We start from the raw sequence: 15386 nt of genomic DNA on the forward strand, positions 1-15386 counted from the left end.
GCTCCCTGGATAGCCACTGAGCGTTATCCGGGGTTGCACATGTATAAAGACCTGAAGTTTCCCATCCTGATCGTCCACCGCGATATCAAAGCAGATACGGTGGCAGGGGAACGTGTAAGGGGCATCGCGAATGAGCTTGAGCGTGATGGATTTCTTATCCTGTCCACGTCTGACTCCGCAGAGGGACGGATCGTTGCGTCAACCCATCATGGCCTGGCCTGCATTCTTGTAGCAGCGGAGGGCGCCGGAGAAGATCGACGTCTTCTGAAGGACATGGTGGAACTCATCCGCGTGGCCCGGGCCCGGGCACCGCAATTGCCGATCTTTGCGCTTGGTGAACAAATCACGATCGAGAATGCGCCTGCTGAGGCCATGGCGGACCTGAACCAGCTCAGGGGCCTTCTCTATCTCTTCGAGGATACGGTTCCGTTCCTGGCACGCCAGGTGTCGCGTGCGGCGCGCAACTATCTGTCCGGTCTTTTGCCCCCATTCTTCAAGGCACTGGTGCGACACACTGCCCAGTCCAACTATTCCTGGCATACGCCCGGACACGGCGGAGGCGTTGCTTTCCGCAAGAGCCCCGTCGGACAGGCATTCCACGAGTTCTTCGGCGAAAACACGTTGCGCTCGGATCTTTCAGTATCCGTGCCGGAGCTCGGGTCTCTTCTCGACCATACAGGTCCGCTGGCGGAGGCCGAAGCCCGGGCTGCCCGTAATTTCGGCGCCGATCATACGTTCTTCGTAATCAATGGAACCTCGACGGCCAACAAGATCGTATGGCACAGCATGGTGGCGCGCGGCGATCTGGTCCTCGTTGACCGTAATTGCCATAAGTCGATCCTGCATTCAATCATCATGACCGGCGCAATCCCGCTCTATCTGGTTCCGGAGCGCAACGCGCTAGGCATCATCGGGCCAATACCGCTTTCCGAGTTCAGCCGGGAGTCGATCGAGGCGAAGATTGCCGCCAGCCCCCTCGCGCATGGGCGAGCCGCGCGGATAAAACTTGCAGTCGTCACCAACTCTACCTACGACGGGCTGTGCTACAACGCAGAGCTCATCAAGGAAGCGTTGGCAGGCACAGTGGATGTACTGCATTTCGATGAGGCCTGGTACGCCTACGCGGCATTTCATGGTTTCTACGCCGGCCGCTACGGCATGGGCACGACACGCCACGAGAACGCGCCACTGGTCTTCAGCACCCATTCCACCCATAAGCTCCTGGCTGCCTTCAGCCAGGCATCCATGATCCATGTACAGGATGGCGGGCAACGTGTACTGGATCGCGATCGTTTCAACGAAGCGTTCATGATGCACACCTCTACGTCTCCTCAGTACAGCATACTGGCTTCACTCGATGTGGCGTCCGCAATGATGGAGGGCCCTGCGGGCCATTCGCTCATTCAGGAAACGTTCGACGAGGCGCTGAGCTTCCGACGCGCGCTCGCAAACCTACGCCGCAGTTTCAAGGACGACGATTGGTGGTTCACCATCTGGCAGCCGACTGGCGTTGAAGGCGTCGAAGAGGTCACGACATCCGACTGGGTCCTTGATCCTGATGAGGAGTGGCATGGTTTCGGTCAGGTGAGCAATGACTACGCGATGCTCGACCCCATCAAGGTCACGCTCGCCATGCCCGGCCTGACCGCGAGTGGCCGCCTCGATGATCGCGGTATCCCAGCGGCCGTGGTAAGCAAGTTTTTATGGGAGCGTGGCCTCGTCGTCGAAAAGACTGGTCTCTACTCCTTCCTGGTGCTGTTCTCGATGGGCATTACCAAAGGCAAATGGAGCACGCTGCTGACCGAATTGCTTGAATTCAAACGTAGCTATGACGCCAACGCGCCATTGGTTGATGTGCTTCCGTCGATCGCGTGCGAGGACCGTGCCCGGTATGCCCGCATGGGGCTACGGGACCTGTGCGACGCGCTTCATTCATGCTATCGCGAGAATGCCACCGCAAGGCTGATGAAGCGGATGTATACGGCGCTGCCTGACGTGGCAATGACGCCAGCGGATGCGTATGACAAGCTCGTGCGTGGCGAAGTGGAAGCGGTGCCAATCGATGCGCTGGACGGTCGTATCGCTGCCGTCATGCTGGTGCCATATCCACCGGGCATTCCGTTGATAATGCCCGGTGAACGCTTCACCGAAACAACCCGTTCAATCATTGACTATCTGGCATTCGCAGATCGGTTCGACCGGGCGTTTCCGGGGTTCGACGCGGATGTGCATGGACTTGAAGTGTCCATTACAGACGACGGCGGTCACACCTATACTGTCGATTGCATCATGGAATGATCAGCGGTCGACGGCTCGGGACCGGCGTGATTTGGAATGCTGGGCGCTATTGCTATAGTGGCGTAGCTCAAGGGCGGTGCGTGCCGTCTGCCAATAGAAATCGATACTGTGACCTATGCCCGGTAGCTGAATTGCTCCGGATCACTCGCGTGGTCGCCTGGTCGTGCTGAAAGGAGTTAGCTGACATGTTAGGTTCGCCGCTCGAGCTCGTTCGCGAAGGTCTGTTCGAAACGATCGCTCACACCGAAGACAGCCTGGAGCGCTTCATTTGCGATCGCAACGACGGGGTCCCGCTACAGCAGGCCATCGACGGTCTGCAGCAGATGAGAGGCATCCTGGAACTGGTCGAGTTACCCAGCGGTTGTCTTCTTGTCCAGGAAATGATGCGTATGGCCATGGGCATCCCGGCAGGCGCCGGCGATGATCGGAACCAACAGCTCGCCGCGCTCGGTACCGGACTTCACATCTTGCGTCGATACCTCGAAAGCGTAGACGGCCGATTCGCCGCCGCGCCCGAGCTCCTGCTTCCCACGATTGACGTCATACGTCAGGCCGCCGGGTTGACACTGCTCCCCGAGAGCTTCTTCTTTAGCGTGGCGCTCGATCAGCCGCGCGTTGCTAGCACGACCTCATCGTTGCCGGATGACATCAGGCCGGCCGCAGCCGGCCGTTTGCGCCATATGTATCAGGTTGGGCTGCTTGGATATTGCCGTGACGACAACCCAGAGCCCAGCCTGCGGCTCATGGAGCGCGCCATGGTAAGACTGCAGGCTAGTTTCGACACTGAGCCCGCGCTACGCCTCTGTTGGATAGCGGCCGCTGCGCTCGAGGCAATGCGCGACGGCGATCTGATCGTTAACGACAAGCGCAAACGGCTTCTTGGGCGCCTGGATCGTGCGCTGCGTGACTGCATCAGGCAGTCCAGCCACGAAGCTCCGGCTTCACTCCTCAAGGAGCTGCTCTATCTCATCACACTCGCGAATACGGACGGGCCTAAGAGCCGTGAGCTGAAGTCCGTGTTTAAGCTATCGGGCCTTCCATTCGGCGACCGTGAGCTGGCGGATGAGTATGCTCGCCTCGCAGCGCCAGGTCGCGATGTCATGCGCAGCCTTGCAACGGCGCTGAACGAAGAGCTGGCGGAAATCAAAGACTTGCTCGACCTGGTCGAGCGCGGCGCAGCTGGCCCGGAAGGCGTTTCCGATCTGTCGCACAGGACATCCCGTCTCGCAAAAACCCTGGAAGGCGCCGGCCTTCCTGCCGTCGCCAGTGCTATCGAGTCGCAGATTGAGCATATTGCGCCACGCGAGGGGTTCGTTATGGCACCGACCGCGCTGACGGACCTTGCACGAGCACTGCTTGATGTCGAAGCGCAGATCCGATGGCTTGTTACGGAGTCCACGTCGCCAGCGGACGTTTCAGAGCCAGACGCTGTTGTACAGAGTCAGCTCGCGCAGGCAAAACTCGCCGTTGTTCAGGAGGCGTTACAAGGCCTGGCTCGCACTCGGGGTGCCATCAGTACCTTTCTGGACACGCAAGGTGATCACCAGCACCTGGAAGGTGTGCCAGAGTCACTCGAAACAGTGAGGGGCGCATTCTGGTTCCTCGATGAGCAGCGTGCCGCAGAAATGGTATCGACGTGCGAACGCTTCATTCGTACGCAAATGGTTGAAACCCAGACAGTGCCGGCAGCTCAAACCATTGAGACGCTGGCAGATGCGTTGACCAGCCTCGAGTACTTCCTGGAATCTGGCAGCCGCGGTGGCCAGATGCGGGGCAAGGTTCTCGATCTAGCCGAAGAAAGCCTGCAAGCGTTGCAATCAGAGGCAGTCGCAGCTTGATAGATAATCAGTGGATCGCTGGATGGATCGATCACACGGAAAGTGCAAAAACGCTCGTTCGCAGCCGCGAAGGATTCCTCGTCGGCAGCCAAGGCGTGTTCTTCAATCGTGCCTGGGTCCATGGCCTGTCGCTATCGGTTAGAGACGAGGCGGGGCTGGGGCGATTCCGAGGTGAAGCGGTATCCGTGATCGATCTGGACGATGCTCCAGCCATCCCTGATACAGAATGGCAACCCCTCCGCACATTGATGATGGCGGCAAGCGACCGCGACACCTATCGCATACTCGTATACGCCGCGCAAATCGCTACTTGGATGCGAGAACATCGATTCTGTGGCCACTGTGGCGCGCCAATGGTGTCTGTGAAGGGTGAGCGCGCGCGCCATTGCCCGGCCTGCGGGCTACGTCAGTATCCCCGCATCTCGCCAAGTATGATCGTGCTGGTCACGCGTGGAGACGAAGTATTGCTGGCTAGGTCGCCACGTTTTCTACCCGGCGTCTACAGCACATTAGCCGGTTTCGTCGAGCCGGGCGAAAGCGCCGAAGACTGCGTGCATCGCGAGGTACACGAAGAGGTGGGTGTCAGCGTCCGCAACCTGCGTTACCTTGCGAGCCAAAGCTGGCCATTCCCCCATTCCCTCATGCTGGGGTATCACGCCGAATACAGAAGTGGGGATATCACGCTGCAACCGGAGGAAATCGAGGATGCGCGCTGGTTTCGCCTCGACGAATTGCCCCCGCTGCCTGGCAAGATGAGTATTGCGCGGTTCTTGATTGATACCTACCTTGCCGAGCGAAGAGGCAGCCAGCCGCCGCCATTCCCGCTTTGAAAGCCGCCAGCTTTTTCAGGGCAAAAAAAACCGCGGCAGCTGCCACGGCTTTTCTTGAATGCAACGGTGCTTAGGCAGGGAACAGCTCGCCCAACTTCATCGCCAGCATCATATCGCCTTCGGTCCGCAGCTTGCCGCTCATGAAAGCCTGCATGCCATCAGTCTCGCCGCTGACGATACCCTTGAGGGTTTCGCTGTCCATGATAAGCGTGACGTTCGGATCGGTAGCATCACCTTGCTTGAGGTCGCAGGTGCCATCCTTAACGACGAGATAGTAGTTCTCTGCGTCTTCGATGCTGAACTGGAAGATCAAGTCGAGGCCTTGGGCGGCAGAAGGGTTGAATCGTGCGTGCAGTTTTTCAGTGACTTCAGCAACAGAGCTCACGGCATTCTCCTTGTAAGTAGGGACTTCGGACCAGCCGAAGATGAGCCGAGCGTAAGGTGGCGCGAAGGCTGCTGTCAATCGACAATCATACGTTTGTTTGAACGCGTGTAACCTGCGCTGCCGCTGGCACGCTGGCTGAGCCGGGTACGCATCGGTATTCTTCGTTTCAAGGCTCGAAAGGCAGCCCAACAACATAAGGGGTCATACGTGGAGTTTCTGTCGGAATACGCGGGTTTCCTTGCGCGCACGGTCACGATCATCGTGGCGATATTGATCGTCCTGATCATGATCGCCGTTTTGCGGGGACGGGGTAGACGAACGGGGGGCGGGCATCTGGATGTCATCAGGATGAACGACTTCTACAAGGATCTCCGGCATCGGCTGGAACAGGCGTTGCTGGACAAGGACAAGCTGAAAGCGCTGCGCAAGGCAGAAGCAAAGGCCACGAAGCAGGCCCGTAAATCGGAAGAGAAAGCGCGCGTATTCGTGCTGGATTTCGATGGGGACATCAAAGCGTCCGCTACCGATCAGTTACGGCATGAGGTCACCGCGCTGCTTGGAATGGCTACACCCCGGGACGAAGTGGTCCTGCGTTTGGAGAGCGGCGGCGGCATGGTCCATGGGTATGGCTTGGCGGCCTCGCAGCTCGCCCGGATCCGTCAGGCGGGCGTGCCGCTGACGGTGTGCGTCGATAAGGTCGCCGCAAGCGGCGGTTACATGATGGCATGTATTGGCGATCGCATTCTCAGCGCGCCCTTCGCGATACTGGGGTCCATAGGCGTGGTTGCGCAGCTTCCAAACGTGCACCGGCTTCTGAAGAAGCATGACGTGGATTTCGAGGTGTTGACCGCTGGCGAGTACAAGCGCACGTTGACCGTCTTCGGTGAAAACACCGAGAAGGGGCGTGAGAAGTTTCAAGAGGATCTCGAGTCAACGCACGAGCTGTTCAAGAACTTTGTCGCACGATATCGCCCTCAACTGGCTATCGATGAAGTCGCCACTGGTGAGGTATGGCTCGGCCAGGCCGCGCTTGGCAAGCAATTGGTTGATGAGCTCAAGACCAGTGATGAATATCTGGCTGATCGTGCTGCGCATGCCGAACTGTTCCAGCTACGCTATGTCGAGAAGAAAAGCCTGCCAGAACGCGTCGGCCTTGCCGCGAGCGCGGCGGTTGACCGCTCACTGCTGACCTGGTTGAGCAGGCTCCAACAACAACGGTTCTGGTAGGAGTGAACATGGCCACATCGTTCAAAGCGCTCTGGGTAGAGGAAAAGGCACACGAGACCTTCGACCAGCAGATAGCCGAACGACAGGTCATGGATCTGCCCGGCAATGATGTGCTGATCCGTGCCCACTATTCATCCCTGAACTACAAGGATGCCTTATCGGCAACCGGCAATAGAGGTGTGACGAGAAAGTATCCCCACACTCCCGGAATCGATGCCGCAGGGGTTGTCGAGGCGTCTCGAGTCAGCGATTTTGCACCTGGCGATGAGGTCATCGTCACGGGATACGACCTTGGAATGGACACCCCCGGCGGCTTCGGCCAATACATCCGCGTTCCAGCAGGTTGGGTCATCAAACGGCCCGCTGGATTATCGATCCGGGAGGCGATGATTCTAGGTACAGCAGGCCTGACCGCAGGCCTGTGTATCGAGAAGCTCGAACATATGGGTATCGACCGTGAAGCAGGACCTGTTCTGGTTACGGGGGCCACCGGCGGTGTAGGGACGCTAGCCGTAGCACTGCTCGCCAAGCTGGGATATACGGTAGCCGCGGCTACCGGCAAACAGGAGCAAGCCGGGTTTCTACACCAACTTGGAGCCAGTCAGATCCTGGACCGAGCCACTGCGCAGGATGGAGTAGGGAAACCATTGCTCAACGAGTCCTGGGCAGGCGCTATCGATACGGTCGGAGGCGATATCCTGTTCAACGTGGTGAAGTCCCTCCAGCATGGGGCAAGCGTTGCATGTTGTGGTTTGACTGCCGGTACCTCCTTCGAGGCGACCGTATTGCCATTCATACTGCGTGGCGTGAACCTGTTGGGTGTTGATTCGGTTGAACTGCCATTGGTTGCCAAGGCATCCATGTGGGACAAGCTGTCTGTGCAATGGAAGCTGGATAACCTTGATCTACTTGTGACGGAAATCGGTCTTGATGAGCTGCCAGGCGCGATCAGCCAAATGCTTGCGGGGCGCCAGCGGGGCCGTGTCCTGGTGAATCTGACATAACGGCACAGAAGCGGCTCAGCAGACGCATCCTGATAGAAAAGGGGCCGCATTGCGCAGCCCCTTTTTTCTGAGTTATGCCTGGCGGCGACGGAAGAGCGGCCGCGCGTCGTCGGCCGCCCCTTGGTAGGTCTCGGAAAAGTCCTTCAGCCCCTCCAATGCATCGTAAGGATCGCGGTCCGCTCGCACCGCATAAGCGTCGAACCCGCAGCGTTTCATGAAGAACAGCTGGTCACGCAGGACATCGCCAATCGCCCTGACTTCACCCTTGTAACCGTAGCGCTCGCGTAGAAGGCGCGCAGTCGAGAAATGGCGACCATCAGTGAAGGCGGGAAAGTTGAGTGCAATCACCTGGAACTTGTCCAGCTCCGAGGCAATATCCTCGATCTCTTCACCCGCGTCGAGCCAGACACCGAGGCTGCCATCACGCGCGCGAAGGGCATGGCCATGCTCAAGCCAAAGCGACATGGGAATGATGATGTCGTCGCTGTTCGATAGGTCTTCGAGCGAAACGTCCTTTGGCAGCAGATGCCAGCTCTCATCGACGACCTGGTCGTTCTTAATGATTCGCTGCATAAACGCGCTCCTTGAATGGGTCGATGCCGATACGGCGGAAGGTATCGATGAAACGCTCATCTTCTGTCCGGCGCTCTACATAAACATCGATGACCTTGCTGATGACGTCGGGCATGACTTCCTGTGCGAATGATGGACCAAGAATCTGGCCCAGCGAGGCATCACGTGCAGAACTGCCGCCAAGCGAGACCTGATAGAACTCTTCGCCTTTCTTGTCGACACCCAAAATACCTATGTGCCCTACGTGGTGGTGGCCGCAAGCGTTCATGCAGCCCGAGATGTTCAGGTCGATATCGCCAAGATCGAAGAGGTAGTCAAGGTCATCGAAGCGCCGCTGTATCGCTTCCGCAACAGGGATGGACTTCGCATTGGCCAGCGAGCAGAAGTCGCCACCTGGGCAGCAGATCATGTCGGTCAGCAAACCGATATTCGGAGAGGCAAAACCGTGTTCGCGAAGTTCGTTCCAGAGCGTGAACAGCTGGCGCTGCTCCACATCGGCCAGGATCATGTTCTGATTGTGGCTGTTGCGCACTTCGCCGAAGCTATAGCGATCCGAAAGGTCTGCGATCGCATCGAGTTGCTTATCCGTGACATCGCCGGGCGCTACGCCCGTAGGCTTGAGCGATAGCGTAACCGCAGCGTATCCAGGCTTCTTGTGTGGTACGACATTGCGTGTGCGCCAGCGGGCAAAACCCGGATGCTCGGCATCAAGGCTTGCCAGGGCTTCGTCTTCATCCGCCAGGTTCTGGTACGCCGGGTCTATGAAGAATGCTGCGACGCGGCTGACCTCGGCTTCAGTGAGGGTGGCCGGGCCGTCTTTCAGGTGGGCCCATTCCGCCTCGACGCGCTCGGCAAATACCGCCGGAGTTAGTGCCTTCACGAGTATCTTGATACGCGCCTTGAACTTGTTGTCCCTTCGTCCGTACCGGTTGTATACGCGCAGGATCGCTTCGAGATAGGTCAGCAAGTGCGGCCACGCCACGAACTCATTGATGAAGCTGCCCACAATGGGGGTACGGCCAAGGCCGCCCCCCACGGATACGCGGAACCCAAGCTCGCCAGCGTTGTTCTTGACGGCCTCGAGCCCGATATCGTGAACTTCGATCGCCGCGCGGTCCTGGCGAGCGCCATTCACGGCAATCTTGAACTTGCGGGGCAGGTGCGCGAATTCAGGGTGGAATGTCGACCACTGACGAATCAATTCGCACCATGGGCGAGGGTCGATCAGTTCATCTCGGGCCACGCCTGCAAACTGATCCGTCGTGGTGTTGCGAATGCAGTTGCCGCTGGTCTGAATGGCGTGCATCTGAACAGTAGCGAGCTCGGCGAGGATTTCCGGTACGTCCTCAAGCTCCGGCCAGTTGAATTGGACGTTCTGGCGGGTGCTGATATGAGCGTAGCCCTTATCGTAATCGCGCGCGATCTGCGCGAGCTTGCGGACCTGGCGAGACGCGAGCAGGCCGTAGGGGACAGCAACACGGAGCATCGGCGCGTAGCGCTGTATGTACAGTCCGTTCTGGAGACGGAGAGGGCGAAACTCTTCTCCGCTCAGTTCGCCTGCAAGATACCGGCGGGTCTGGTCTCGGAACTGTTTGACGCGATCCTCGACGATGCGTTGATCGTATGAGTCATAAACGTACATGGAAAATCCTGTCGGTCAGGCACTGCTGCTGTGCGCTCACGGTTGCGCAGGCACGGCGAGACGCATATCGAGCTCTTCGGCTCCTGTGCGTTCCACCATGAAGGGCCTTGGAAAATAGCAGCTTCGCGTTATGCGTAAAAGTGAAGAATAAATATATGGTAATCAGCTTTGCTGATAAGCCGGAACTGTACCGCCACTAACAAAAATGGCCGGGGAGTGCCCCGGCCATCGTTCAGATCAGCTTCCGATCAGCTGCGAAGCAATTCGCCTACTGCGCCTTTCTTCGGGCGCAACGCACTGAACACATGCCAAGCGATGAATACGATCGCGAGGCCCAGGAATGCTGCAGCAATCGGATTCTGGAAGAACGCCCAGAAGTTGTTGTTCGACAGCATTAACCCGCGTCTCAGATTGGTCTCAGCCATTGGCCCCAGAATGAAGCCAATGATGAACGGGGCAGGCGGAATGCCCCCTTTGACGAAGGCGTAACCCAACAGGCCGAAGAGAAGAATCGACCAGACGTCGAATACGCGGCTGGACAGTCCGAATGCGCCTACAACGCACAGTACGAGGATGATGGGCAGAAGAATATGCTTGGGGATATCGAGCAGCTTGATGAACAGGCGTAACCCATAGAACTCCATGAACAGCATCAGCACGGTTGCGACGATCAGCGACGCGAAAATGCTATAAACCAGCGGGCCCTGGGTGATAAAGAGAAGAGGGCCCGGTTGAATGCCATGGATCAGGAAGCCGCCAAGCATGATCGCGGTGACCGTATCTCCAGGAATACCCAATGTCATCAGCGGCAGCATCGCACCGCCGATACCCGCATTGTTCGCCGTCTCGCTCGCGACAACTCCGCCAATATTCCCTTTGCCGTAGGTCTCCGGATCCTTCGCCCGTTTCTTCGAGATAATGTAGGCGACAAGGTTCGAGGTGCCGGCACCGATGCCTGGCAGAATGCCGATCGCAAGACCTATGAAGCCGGAGCGGGTTGCGTTGGGAATCTGCTCGCGAAACTCCTTCATGGAGAATCCGAACCCCTTGATGTTCTTCATGCTCACGGACTGCGCTTTCTCCTGACGCACCCTGCGGCCGGTCTCGGCAACCTTGATGATCTCGGCGACCGCGAACATCCCGATCATCACCGTAAGCATGGCAAAACCGCCATTTAGCTCAGCGAAGTCAAAGGTAAACCGGCGGATTGCCTCTACCGGTGCAATTCCGACTGTAGAGACTGCAAAACCCAGTGTCCCGGCGAACAGGCCTTTCACCATTGACCCGGTGGAAAGGGTGGCAATCAGGGTCAGTGAGAACACCGCAATGGCGAAATACTCATGGGGACCGAAGCGTAGAGCCACCTTGGCCAGTTCCGGCGCGATGAACATCAGCGCCGCAATACTGAAGATGGTCCCCAGGAATGAGAAGACGATGCCTACGCCCAGCGCTTTAACGCCCTGACCCTTCTCCATGAGCGGGCCGCCGTCGAATACCGTGGCGATCGAGGAGGGGGTACCAGGAATCTTGAGCAGGATGGCGGAGATGAGGCCGCCAGAGGTCGCGCCGATGAACAGAGCGACGAGCAACGCGAGGCCTGCCTGTGGACCCATCGTGAAGGTCAGAGGTAGGCAGAGAGCGATAGCCATGGTGGCTGAAAGCCCGGGCACCGCGCCAAACACGATCCCGACCGCTACCCCAACGGCAATGAGAAGAATGATTTGTACCGAGAATACTGCGCCGAAGCCGGCAGCGAGCAAGTCCAACATGAAAGGCTCCTAGAACGGCACCGGGCCGGACGGCAGCATGAGGTCGAAGACTTCGCGGAACAGGAAGTACACCGTGGCGGCCGTGATCAACGCGGTCGCGGCGTAAGCGACATGGTTCGGCTTTTGGCCTTCCGGTGTGAGGACCAGGAACTGCAGATAGAGATAAATCGGGGTCGCAATCGGGAAACCGGCGTACGACAGGGTGGCGATATAGACGGTTATCAAGCCGAGCGTAAGAAACACCGTCTTCACATCGGACTTAACGCCGGGCGCGACGTCTTCGCCTGTCGTTTCCTTCTCCAGCGCCTTGGGTGAACGGAGGAGCATCAGCAGGTGGATAAGACCCAGACCGCATAACATGACTGCCAGCAGGAACGGTATCGACGCTGCATCGATGCCATCATGGCCGGGGAGTCGAAGGGTCATCACCAGGTAGGCAATGCCCGCGCCGAGCATGGCAAGGCCAATGATCAGCTCTTTCTTCTTGGAAGCATGCACGTTGGCACCTCTCGGAATGACGTGCTTGGTTGGGCTCGCTCCCTAACAGGAGCGAGCCGCCGGGATCACTTCGAGGAACGGAGCGCGTCCTTGAACTGCATGAAGTCTTCGCGCGTCTTGGCCAGGACTTGCTTGGCTTCTTCGGTGCCGTAGAAGGCCACCGGCTGCTTGAACTTCTTGAGCTCTTCGGCGTATTCCGGCAGTTCGGTGATCTGCTTCATGACGTCCGACATCTTGTTGACGATCGCAGCGTCAGTGCCTTTCGGGAAGGCGACCACGTAGGGCTTGTCGATGGTGAAGTCGACGCCTTGCTCCTTGAATGTCGGCACATCGCCCAGCAGCGGGTTACGCTCGGCGTTAGGCTGGCCCAGAGCGACCATCTGGCCACCGTTGATGTAGTCCTGTACCGAGCCATAGCTGATCGCACCCATATCGATACGACCACCCAGCAACGCAACGACCTTTTCCGACACGGTACCCGAGTCAACCATCTTCAGCTTCGCGCCGGTCAGCTTTTCAAACATCAGGCCCTGGATGTGAGAGAAGTTACCCATCTCGGTGCCATAGGTAACGCTCTCAGGGTTCGCCTTGGCCTTGTCGACAAGGTCCTTGAGGCTCGATACACCCGATTGTGTGGACGCTACGAACACGGCGCCCTTGTCGACACCGGCGATGCAAGCCACGTCGAATGCCTCGAAGCTGTCGTTGGTGAGGCCCGCAACTTCGTTCACGATCAACTGGCCAGGGTGGGTGAAGAGGAGCGTATTGCCATCAGCGGCTGCGCCTTTGACTTGCTCCGCAGCGAGGGTGCCACCGCCGCCTGCCACGTTCGTCACGACCATGTTGCGGCCCGTGATCTTTTGGAAGTACTTGGCCATGAGCCGGGCATTGAAGTCCGTGTCTCCGCCTGGGTTGGCAATCACGACGACCTGGACGGGGCGTGTCGGCCATTTGACGTCATCAGCCGCATGAGCAGTGCTGCTCAGACCTATCGTTCCGATTGCGGTCATGGCGGACAAGAGGGTGGCGCGTATTATTTTTTTCATGGCGTACTCCGTTTTTGGATTTCTTTGGGGTGCGTGGCGCTAGACCTGCCATTGCTAAAGCGTGGGCAGGAAATGAAGGCGATAGGTAAAGGCGCGGTTTGTAACGGGGGCGGGCGTTGCTCGGACGGTGCTGAGCAAAACGGCGAACTGTCTGCACCAGCAGGCGGTTAGGCAGGAAGCATGTGGTGCGGACGAATGTGTCATGGCGACGCTCCGTTTGTATTTGTTATGGTCGACTATGTTGTCAGACGACATGGTGAATTCTTACCAGTCCACATATGCCACGTCAACGATCAATTGCAGGCTATGCCGCGTGGTTAACGCCGCCATGCCTCTGCGCATGGTGTCCTAGACGGCCGGAATGACATACGATGACGTACCTCGAAGCCGTACTGTTAGAAGGTTGAACAACAACTACAACAAGGGGATTCTCTAGAATGCTGCACGAACGACTCTTGGCCGATATCGAATCCATCGTCGGGCGCGCCGGGCTGCTTACAGATCCTGGCGAAATGGCTCCGTACCTTAGCGACTGGCGGAATGCTTATCGGGGCCTTGCTGCGGTGGTCGTTCGCCCGGCGGACGTGCAACAGGTGTCGGCCGTTGTGTCGCTATGCGCAGAGCATGGCATTGCGATCGTCCCTCAGGGGGGCAATACGGGCTTGTGTGGCGGCTCCATCCCAGATGAAGGAGGGCGCCAGATCGTGCTGTCCTTGACCCGTATGAACCAGGTACTTGCGGTTGATGCGGCGAACGACACGATTACGGTCCAAGCCGGTGTCTTGCTCCAGCATGTACAGGAAGCAGCCGACAAAGCCGGGCGGTTCTTCCCGCTCTCACTGGGCGCAGAGGGCAGTTGTACGATTGGGGGCAACCTGGCGACCAATGCCGGTGGCACGGCTGTGCTTCGCTACGGAAACATGCGTGAGCTGACACTCGGTATCGAGGCGGTGCTGCCGGATGGCCGGATCTGGAATGGGCTGCGAGCGCTGCGCAAGGACAACACCGGCTACGACCTCAAGCACCTGTTCATCGGATCCGAAGGCACACTGGGGATCATTACAGCCGCCGTCCTGCGGTTGTACCCGAGGCCACGCAGCGTTTCGACAGCCTGGGTAGCGTTACCAAGTAGCGATGCTGCGATCTCACTCATCGCCCAGGTACGCAGCCATTGCGGGGACCGCCTGACCGGGTTCGAGCTGATGTCACGTCAGGCTGTGACATTTGTAGTAACCCATATTCCGGGTTGCAAAGATCCTTTCGAGGCCACGCATCCCTGGTACGCCCTGATTGAACTCAGCGACACGCTTGAAAGCGCGCGCTTGCCCGAACTTTTCGAGACGAGCCTTGCAGAAGGGTTTGAGTCTGGATTGATCCTGGACGCTGTTATCGCAACAAACGAGGCACAGGTCGCCGGCCTATGGGCGCTTCGTGAGGGGATATCCGAAGCGCAGAATCATGAAGGGCCGAGCTTGAAGCATGACATCAGCATCCCAGTCAGCAGTATTCCTGCCTTCGTCGTCCAGGCTGAGAAACGCCTCGCCGCGATCATGCCGGGCCTGAGGCTCGTCACGTATGGGCATGTCGGAGATGGCAACCTGCACTACAACATCAGCAAGCCCATCGATATGGAGGCAAACGAATTCAAGGCAAAGGAAGCGATTATTACCGATGCGGTGTATGCCATAACGGCGGATTTCAATGGCAGCATTAGCGCCGAGCACGGCCTGGGCGTAGCCAAAAAGGCCGCTGCCAAACGTTACAAGGACCCGCTCGAGCTTGCGATCATGCAGTCGGTAAAGTCCGCACTTGATCCAAGGGGCCTAATGAACCCAGGCAAGGTCCTCTAGCGCAATACGCGGTCGACAGGCGTCGACTAAGCGCGCGTCCCTCGATCATCGCCGGTCAAGGCTGGTGTGGCATAGCGGCACCCGACAGATCAGGAAGGATCGGCATCGCTCAAGCTTTCGTACCACTCGGCGTACACCGTATTCTTGACCAGATGCCGGTTAAGGTCGGGACTGCCATCCTCCCACCAGACTGGGCCGCGTTCGCCCAGCGCTACCTTTGCATGCTGCACTCGCGCCCGCGCGTCCTTCATCTGATCTGGATCGCTGGATCCCTTGGCGTCCTTGACAGCGCGTCTTGCCGACATCAGCTCACTGACGAGCCGGTCGCGTGTCCGCTCGTCAATCGCGGGGTTGGTAGAGCGCCAAAGCCGACCTTTGACCACGAAGTAGCGGCCGTCGGGTGTCGTTGGATACACGTGGAAACTC

The 15386-nt window shown here is 58.3% G+C and carries 13 protein-coding genes; 6 read left to right on the forward strand and 7 right to left on the reverse strand.

Going from position 1 to position 15386, the window contains the following annotated elements:
• Positions 1-39 precede the first annotated feature (39 nt).
• The 3 genes from ACY8D3_RS08840 (at position 40) to nudC (ending at position 4966) form a co-directional block, all read left to right on the forward strand.
• Positions 40-2298, forward strand: coding sequence for an Orn/Lys/Arg family decarboxylase (locus tag ACY8D3_RS08840; RefSeq protein WP_462383445.1), 2259 nt, complete (start codon positions 40-42; stop codon positions 2296-2298).
• A 185-nt stretch (positions 2299-2483) separates the two neighbouring features.
• Positions 2484-4136, forward strand: a complete 1653-nt coding sequence (locus tag ACY8D3_RS08845; protein ID WP_462383447.1) for a ferrous iron transporter B — start codon at positions 2484-2486, stop codon at positions 4134-4136.
• Positions 4136-4966, forward strand: a complete 831-nt coding sequence (gene nudC, locus ACY8D3_RS08850) for an NAD(+) diphosphatase (RefSeq protein WP_462384306.1) — start codon at positions 4136-4138, stop codon at positions 4964-4966. Before ACY8D3_RS08845 ends, nudC begins: the two co-directional genes overlap by 1 nt.
• Positions 4967-5036: 70 nt before the next feature.
• On the opposite strand, the gene ACY8D3_RS08855 is transcribed toward nudC, so the two are convergent.
• Positions 5037-5351 carry an SCP2 sterol-binding domain-containing protein gene (locus ACY8D3_RS08855; protein WP_462383449.1) on the reverse strand — a complete coding sequence of 105 codons (315 nt, stop codon included), beginning with the start codon at positions 5349-5351 and terminating at the stop codon, positions 5037-5039.
• Between the two features lie 207 nt (positions 5352-5558).
• Here ACY8D3_RS08855 and sohB point away from each other — a divergent pair, with 207 nt between their 5' ends.
• Together sohB and ACY8D3_RS08865 are read left to right on the forward strand one after the other, a co-directional pair.
• A complete protein-coding gene (gene sohB, locus ACY8D3_RS08860; RefSeq protein ID WP_462383451.1) occupies positions 5559-6578 on the forward strand; it encodes a protease SohB in 1020 nt (339 codons plus the stop codon).
• Positions 6579-6586: 8 nt separating this feature from the next.
• Positions 6587-7582 carry a YhdH/YhfP family quinone oxidoreductase gene (locus ACY8D3_RS08865; RefSeq protein WP_462383453.1) on the forward strand — a complete coding sequence of 332 codons (996 nt, stop codon included), beginning with the start codon at positions 6587-6589 and terminating at the stop codon, positions 7580-7582.
• Between the two features lie 72 nt (positions 7583-7654).
• Here ACY8D3_RS08865 and ACY8D3_RS08870 read toward each other — a convergent pair whose 3' ends face one another.
• The 5 genes from ACY8D3_RS08870 to ACY8D3_RS08890 all read right to left on the reverse strand — a co-directional run bounded on the left by ACY8D3_RS08870 (position 7655) and on the right by ACY8D3_RS08890 (position 13110).
• The gene (locus tag ACY8D3_RS08870) at positions 7655-8155 is read right to left on the reverse strand and encodes a DUF934 domain-containing protein (protein WP_462383455.1); all 501 of its coding nucleotides are present in this window, start codon (positions 8153-8155) and stop codon (positions 7655-7657) included.
• Positions 8139-9797 (reverse strand): nitrite/sulfite reductase, encoded by a 1659-nt coding sequence (locus ACY8D3_RS08875; RefSeq protein ID WP_462383457.1) that lies wholly within the window; start codon positions 9795-9797, stop codon positions 8139-8141. The genes ACY8D3_RS08870 and ACY8D3_RS08875 overlap by 17 nt, the downstream gene beginning before the upstream one ends.
• A gap of 248 nt (positions 9798-10045) precedes the next feature.
• The gene (locus ACY8D3_RS08880) at positions 10046-11566 is read right to left on the reverse strand and encodes a tripartite tricarboxylate transporter permease (RefSeq protein WP_462383458.1); all 1521 of its coding nucleotides are present in this window, start codon (positions 11564-11566) and stop codon (positions 10046-10048) included.
• Between the two features lie 9 nt (positions 11567-11575).
• Entirely contained in the window at positions 11576-12064 is a 489-nt protein-coding gene (locus tag ACY8D3_RS08885) for a tripartite tricarboxylate transporter TctB family protein (protein ID WP_462383460.1), read from the reverse strand.
• A gap of 65 nt (positions 12065-12129) precedes the next feature.
• Positions 12130-13110 (reverse strand): tripartite tricarboxylate transporter substrate binding protein, encoded by a 981-nt coding sequence (locus tag ACY8D3_RS08890; protein WP_462383462.1) that lies wholly within the window; start codon positions 13108-13110, stop codon positions 12130-12132.
• Positions 13111-13550: 440 nt separating this feature from the next.
• Here ACY8D3_RS08890 and ACY8D3_RS08895 point away from each other — a divergent pair, with 440 nt between their 5' ends.
• Positions 13551-14960, forward strand: coding sequence for an FAD-binding oxidoreductase (locus ACY8D3_RS08895; RefSeq protein ID WP_462384308.1), 1410 nt, complete (start codon positions 13551-13553; stop codon positions 14958-14960).
• Positions 14961-15049: 89 nt separating this feature from the next.
• Here the strand turns inward: ACY8D3_RS08895 and ACY8D3_RS08900 are convergent, their stop codons facing one another.
• Positions 15050-15376 carry a hypothetical protein gene (locus tag ACY8D3_RS08900; RefSeq protein ID WP_462383463.1) on the reverse strand — a complete coding sequence of 109 codons (327 nt, stop codon included), beginning with the start codon at positions 15374-15376 and terminating at the stop codon, positions 15050-15052.
• Positions 15377-15386 lie beyond the last annotated feature (10 nt).

Source organism: Pseudomonas sp. Marseille-QA0892, assembly GCF_054950135.1.

What these genes read in the sequence shown, in the direction of transcription:
- ACY8D3_RS08840 (WP_462383445.1), top strand. Translation starts at nt 40, where the DNA reads ATGTATAAAGACCTGAAGTTTCCCATCCTGATCGTCCACCGCGATATC.
- ACY8D3_RS08875 (WP_462383457.1), bottom strand. Translation starts at nt 9,797, where the DNA reads ATGTACGTTTATGACTCATACGATCAACGCATCGTCGAGGATCGCGTC.
- ACY8D3_RS08880 (WP_462383458.1), bottom strand. Translation starts at nt 11,566, where the DNA reads ATGTTGGACTTGCTCGCTGCCGGCTTCGGCGCAGTATTCTCGGTACAA.
- ACY8D3_RS08890 (WP_462383462.1), bottom strand. Translation starts at nt 13,110, where the DNA reads ATGAAAAAAATAATACGCGCCACCCTCTTGTCCGCCATGACCGCAATC.
- ACY8D3_RS08865 (WP_462383453.1), top strand. Translation starts at nt 6,587, where the DNA reads ATGGCCACATCGTTCAAAGCGCTCTGGGTAGAGGAAAAGGCACACGAG.
- ACY8D3_RS08870 (WP_462383455.1), bottom strand. Translation starts at nt 8,155, where the DNA reads ATGCAGCGAATCATTAAGAACGACCAGGTCGTCGATGAGAGCTGGCAT.
- ACY8D3_RS08845 (WP_462383447.1), top strand. Translation starts at nt 2,484, where the DNA reads ATGTTAGGTTCGCCGCTCGAGCTCGTTCGCGAAGGTCTGTTCGAAACG.